The sequence below is a fragment of the Microcystis sp. M53602_WE12 genome (assembly GCF_030065455.1).
GTDB classification, from domain to species: Bacteria; Cyanobacteriota; Cyanobacteriia; order Cyanobacteriales; family Microcystaceae; genus Microcystis; species Microcystis aeruginosa.
This window is the reverse complement of sequence record NZ_JASJFB010000280.1, coordinates 1-5,594: the sequence shown is the minus strand read 5'-3', so window position 1 is coordinate 5,594 and position 5,594 is coordinate 1. Positions and strand designations below refer to the sequence as shown.

The window sequence follows — 5,594 nt, the reverse complement described above, 5'->3', positions numbered from 1 at the left end:
TTGGCCCAATGGGCGATCGAAAGTAATAAGCTGTTGACTATCTAGGGTCTGCTGAACAAGTTTTTCGTGGGGACAGGGTGTGGGGTGTGGGGTGTGGGGTTTTACCGATTCTCATCTGGTCAATTACCTAATTTTCAGAGAAAAAGTCCCAGAATTTTCCCCCTATCTCTCCCACAACTGGTACTTTTTGATTGACAAAAAGTCTAAAAGTCTTACCCAATAAGGTTTTTAGATTTATTCAGCAAGCCCGAGTTAATCTAGCAATAAAAGCCATAGCTTCGCTTTTATTGCTGACTATTCCATCTAAAGTTGCCCCCAAGACTGCCGCAAGTAACGATTTAAACTGGGGACCCGGTTGATAACCCAAAGCTTTTAGGTCATTGCCGTCGATAGGAGCCTCGATCTGCGACCATTTAGTTAAATATTGCCAGATTAAAGCCCGAATCCTAGTCTCACTCCTCACCGCCACCAGTAACAAACTAGGAACCTTATAACCGTTGAAAAAGCTGACGATTTGACTAATGGGTTGATCATAAGCAAAATTATTGCTAATCTCTCTTTCCATAACTTCTAGTTTTTGTAAACGCTCCACAGTATCTTTGGGCAATTGTAAATTATTAGCGATCGCTATTCTTTCCCCCACAGCCAGAGAAGCGATTAATAATTCCAACCGCATTAACCAAACATTCACCGGCAATTCCAGACTTAAACAATCTAACCAACGACTGAGACAGCGCAATTGTCGCCATAAAGCCCGATTTAAACTTAAATCCCCGTGTAAACAGTGCAAAGCCCCCAAATCAGCCAACTTTTCCAAGGCACTTTCCCAGTAATCCGCCTCTAAAATATAATTCAACTCCGCTTTTAAACGGGACTGTAAAGCGGGTGCATTCTGATTTTGTTGCCGTGAGCGATCATAAACTCCACTTTCGATCGCATACCTAATATAGCTTTCTGTCAAGGGTTCAATAACAAATCCTAACCGAGTGGCAAAACGCACCGCTCGATAGATGCGCGTCGGATCCTCGATAAAACTATTAGCGTGTAAAACCCGGATTTGTTGGGCGCGTAAATCCAACATACCGCCAAAAAAGTCGAGTAATTCCCCCTCTTTCGGCGAAGTTAGGCGAATTGCCAGAGCATTAATCGTAAAATCCCTTCTATACAAATCCTGTCGAATCGAACTAGCCTCCACTTGGGGATTGCTGGCAGGATAAGGATAGAATTCCGTGCGTGCCGTGGCGATATCCACCCATAACGAGCCAAAACGCTCATCTTTGTGCCATAACAAAGCCGCCGTCTGAAATTCCCCGTGAATCGATAACCGGGCCCCCGGATAAATTTCCTGTAAACAATTAGCCAACTCCACCCCTGCACCCACACCGGCGGCGCGATGGCAGCCATCCACCACTAAATCGATATCCTGTAACAATAAAGTATCCCTTTCTGTGGCTAACAATAAATCGCGCACCGCACCCCCAACCAGATAGAGATGCCAACCGCGTTTTTGAGCGGCAGTGGCGGCAGCTTGCAGGAATGACCATAAAATCGGCTCTAAACGCTCTTTAATCGTCGGTAAAAGACAGGAAACCAAAGCAACCCCTTCAAAACGCACCCGCTCATTTTGATGAATCTGTCTTAATACATCTGTACGAGTGACGATACCGACTAACTGCCCGTTTTCTAGTACAGGTAAACGCCCCAAATCGTACGTTACCATCAGTGACTCGATTTCCTGAAGGGAAGTGTCGGGGGTAATAGTTTTCGGATTACAAGTCATGTATCCCTTCACGGGAGAGCGAGAAAAGCCGTGATGGAGAGCTAAATCGAGGTCACGACGAGAAATCACCCCAACTAAGCGATCCTGCTCATCTACCACCGATAAACCCGAATGGCCGTAACGGAAAAGGATGCGCTCGGCTTGAGATATGGAAGTATCGGGACGAATTGTTCGCACTGGGGAAGACATTAAATCCCTAGCGGTGGGAGAGGGAGGAATTTGGGCAATTAAGTCCCCCAGCAGTTGGTTTAACTGTTGAACTGGCTGAACATCGCGAAAGCTCACCGAAGCGGCCTGAGCATGACCACCGCCGTTATAGGGGCAAAAAAGCTGATATAGATTCACCCCATCGATTCTAGAGCGACCAATCACAGTTAAACGCTGTCGGGAATTATCTTCCTCGCCTTTACTATAACTATGGGCAAAAAGTAGCGCATCACTATCGGATAATTCCAGTAGGCGCTCGGCCACACTAGACAAACCGGGGATAAAATCGGCAGTATGGAGGAGAACGTGGGCGATTTTACGGTCATGGATCGTTTTAATCTCTAGATTTTCCCAAGCAAGGCTAAATAACTCCTGTAAGCGCGGGGAAAAACTCGGTTGACAGTATTGGGCGATCGTTTTAATGTTAGCAGCACAGGTCATTAACCAAGCCAAAGCATAGGCATCCCTGGGGGTACTACCGGCAAAAGTCAGGGAACCCGTGTCAACGTGAATACCGAGTGCCATTACCGTCGCTGCCATCGAGTTTGGTTTAATCTGGGCTTTTTGTAAAGCTTCGACAATTAAAGTCGTGGTGGCTCCCACCGCTTCTAAATGGACGCTAGAGGCATGAATATCGCTTTCACTATCCAAATGATGATCATACAATTCGATCGCCTGTAAATGCCCTAAATCGAGCCACTGGGAGGCTTTTCCCAGACGCTCTCGCCACTGATTATCAACGATAATTAAAGAGCGAATACTGGCCGGATTGACACTACGCATTTCAATTAAAGCGAACTCATCCCGATGCAGGGCCAAAAATTCCCTTACTGTTGGGTGCGCTCCCCCCGTTAACACAATGCGACTACCCGCTTTCAGCAACGATAAACCCACCGCTGCCCCCAAAGCGTCAAAATCCGCCGTTTGATGACATAAAATTAAATCCATATTTTTTAGTAAGGAGAAGATATCAGGATTTTTTCTGTATCTATTGTTACTAAATGCTCGGCAATAACCGGGTCAAGAACTATAAGTTAGCAAATAATGACTGAGAGAAACCGATGTTGTTCAAAATTTTAGTAATTCTCCACACCCTAGGGGCGACCGTCTGGGCCGGTGGCCATTTATTGTTGGCAGTCACCGTTCTACCCCAGGCCCTCAAAAACCGAGAACCAGACCGAATTCGTCAATTTGAGCAATATTTTGAAGGTTTTGGGTTATCTGCGCTATTGTTGCAGGTAATAACAGGCCTAGGACTGACTTGGATTTATTTGCCCGGTTTTCGTGATTTTTGGTCATTTGATAGTTTTTTATCGGTTTATATAGGAATTAAGTTAGCTTTACTGCTATTAACTCTCATCTTGGCCCTTCATTCCCGCTTTTTTCTCATTCCTAAACTGAGCGAGGAAAACTTAAATTTCCTCGCCCTGCACATAGTCGCCGTCACCACTCTAGCAGTATTATTCGTCATTTTTGGCGCTGGCATCCGTTTGGGGGGCTTGACCTAGGACTTGACCATTAGCTTTTAGGGACTTGCGCTTTGATAATGTACCATTTATGGCTTGTCTGATTCTTCTACAGAGCGACTGTCCGGCTGGGATATTATTCCTACGCAGGTCCCTTAGCAGTTCAGCAGTCTGGAGACCTTTCTAGGGCAGGTTTGGCGAAAACGCGAAAATACTGTAATCTGGGCAAGGGATTACAGGGAGTCACTTCCCCCACCTAACCCTTACAATCCTGCTTTTGACAAGGATGGAGACATCAAAAAAATTTTAGAACCCGCTGCGGCTGGGTAGTCACTGGCAGTAAAATTAAAATGCTCGTGGATTCAGTCTGACAGGGATATCTCCTGGGAACCCCTGATTCAGAGAGGACTTAGAGGAAGGATCGTCCAGTTAAGTTGAGTGGAAGCGAGGCTCTTCCATACAAGTATCAAATCTGGGAGAATTATCTAAATAAACATCAACTGCTTTAGGAGAACCCAATCATGTCTATTGTTTTTCAATTTTTTCTCATTGCCTTAGTTTTATTTTCCTTGCTGATGGTGATTGGTGTCCCCGTTGCCTATGCTTCCCCCCAAAACTGGGATCAATCGAAACCCCTTCTCTATGTGGGTTCGGCAATTTGGGCGATTTTAGTCGTTGCCGTCGCTATTTTAAACTTTTTAGTGATTTAGTCTTGATCAGGGGGACGGGGGACAGGAGTCAGGAGTCAGTCGTCAGGAGTCAGTCGTCAGGAGTCAGTATTCTCCCCACACCCCACACCCCACACCCCACACCCCACTACCCCACTTCCCCACTTCCCACTCCTATCCCCTTCTACCTATGACTGTTTTTGAGGGAAATTTTACCGAGGACATATCCTCTTTGCGCTTTGCGATCGTGATTGGTCGTTTTAATGATCTCGTCACTGATAAACTGTTATCAGGCTGTCAAGACTGTCTCAAGCGTCACGGGGTTGATGTCAATCCCGATGGCACCCAAGTCGATTATATCTGGGTACCGGGTAGCTTTGAAGTGCCAATGGTAGCCCGTCAAGTCGCCCTTTCCCACCGTTACGATGCCGTTATTTGTCTAGGGGCAATTATTCGCGGACAAACGCCCCATTTTGACTACGTTGCTGCCGAGGCCGCTAAAGGTATCGCCGCAGCCGCTTTTCAGACCGGTGTTCCCGTTGTCTTCGGTATTCTCACCACTGATACTCTACAACAGGCCCTCGAACGGGCCGGTATTAAAAGTAATTTGGGCTGGAATTATGGCCTATCTGCCCTAGAAATGGCTAGTCTCATGCGTCAATTGCGCCCCCGGAATGAAGATAAACCCCTAGAATTATTGCAAAATAATCCCCAACAGGCACTGATGGAAGGCTAAGAAAATTCCCCCAGCATTTAGGGTTTTAGTTGTCCCCACTCCCCGCTGTCGAGAGAATCAAGACTCTGGAATTAGCTCTAGACCCAGAGGAGCGGATTACGGCAGCTTTTGAGGCTATGGAACGCCCTATCACTGAAAAATTCGCCGCCATTGACAAGTGCTTTGATCGCTTGCAACATCAGTTCAACCGACTACAGGCTAAGATAGAAGTGGTTCTCGAAGCTATTACCGGTTTGGGGGATTGGCCAGAACATGAATCATTGTAAAAAAATGCTCCAAACCACTTGACAAATGCTCTGAGATTTGGCATACTTGGGGAAGTGTAAAAAAAAGGCTTGCGGGCATAGCTCAGTGGTAGAGCGTCACCTTGCCAAGGTGAATGTCGCGCGTTCGAATCGCGTTGCCCGCTTGAACGAATCCGCGTCAGTCCCCACCCTCAACAACGCGGGGTGGGGAAGGAAAGCGCGGCAATTTGAGGACTCGATGTCCGAAAAATTGCCAACTAACTTTTAGGTGTATCCTGATTTTTGATATACTCCTTAAGCTTTTCAATTGGCGCTCCACCGGATGGGCTCTTCTGGTTTCTGTGTGGAAACGAGGTCTATACTGATAGTTTATTTAGGGTCTGCTGAAAAAGTTTTTCCTGGGGGTAGGAGTCAGTAGCCGGTCGTCAGGAGCCGGTCGTTTTAGGCTTTGTTGCCCTTGTTTTTTGTACCAAGCGATGTACTACAAGAAGG

Annotated in this window: 6 protein-coding genes and 1 tRNA gene; 6 read left to right on the top strand and 1 reads right to left on the bottom strand. The window is 46.6% G+C overall.

The window, feature by feature from the left end; all coding sequences use genetic code 11:
- Positions 1–238 precede the first annotated feature (238 nt).
- Positions 239–2,935 (bottom strand): CBS domain-containing protein, encoded by a 2,697-nt coding sequence (locus tag PX482_RS10180; RefSeq protein WP_002762424.1) that lies wholly within the window; start codon positions 2,933–2,935, stop codon positions 239–241.
- Between the two features lie 113 nt (positions 2,936–3,048).
- On the opposite strand from PX482_RS10180, the gene PX482_RS10175 reads away from it, so the two are divergent.
- The 6 genes from PX482_RS10175 to PX482_RS10150 all read left to right on the top strand — a co-directional run bounded on the left by PX482_RS10175 (position 3,049) and on the right by PX482_RS10150 (position 5,266).
- On the top strand, positions 3,049–3,495 hold the full coding sequence (locus tag PX482_RS10175; protein ID WP_002762423.1) for a CopD family protein: 447 nt from the start codon (positions 3,049–3,051) through the stop codon (positions 3,493–3,495).
- A 479-nt stretch (positions 3,496–3,974) separates the two neighbouring features.
- Entirely contained in the window at positions 3,975–4,163 is a 189-nt protein-coding gene (gene psbZ / locus PX482_RS10170) for a photosystem II reaction center protein PsbZ (protein WP_002732865.1), read from the top strand.
- A 2-nt stretch (positions 4,164–4,165) separates the two neighbouring features.
- Entirely contained in the window at positions 4,166–4,315 is a 150-nt protein-coding gene (locus tag PX482_RS10165; RefSeq protein WP_196219878.1) for a hypothetical protein, read from the top strand.
- Positions 4,312–4,857: a 6,7-dimethyl-8-ribityllumazine synthase gene (ribH, locus tag PX482_RS10160; RefSeq protein ID WP_002762422.1), complete on the top strand. Its 546-nt coding sequence runs from the start codon at positions 4,312–4,314 to the stop codon at positions 4,855–4,857. Before PX482_RS10165 ends, ribH begins: the two co-directional genes overlap by 4 nt.
- Positions 4,858–4,886: 29 nt before the next feature.
- Positions 4,887–5,123, top strand: a complete 237-nt coding sequence (locus tag PX482_RS10155) for a hypothetical protein (RefSeq protein WP_002762421.1) — start codon at positions 4,887–4,889, stop codon at positions 5,121–5,123.
- A gap of 71 nt (positions 5,124–5,194) precedes the next feature.
- A tRNA-Gly gene (locus PX482_RS10150) sits at positions 5,195–5,266 on the top strand.
- Positions 5,267–5,594: the final 328 nt, after the last annotated feature.

Bases quoted from the DNA above. Each gene is read 5' to 3' on its own strand.
- PX482_RS10180 (WP_002762424.1), bottom strand. From the start codon at position 2,935: ATGGATTTAATTTTATGTCATCAAACGGCGGATTTTGACGCTTTGGGG.
- PX482_RS10175 (WP_002762423.1), top strand. From the start codon at position 3,049: ATGTTGTTCAAAATTTTAGTAATTCTCCACACCCTAGGGGCGACCGTC.
- psbZ (WP_002732865.1), top strand. From the start codon at position 3,975: ATGTCTATTGTTTTTCAATTTTTTCTCATTGCCTTAGTTTTATTTTCC.
- ribH (WP_002762422.1), top strand. From the start codon at position 4,312: ATGACTGTTTTTGAGGGAAATTTTACCGAGGACATATCCTCTTTGCGC.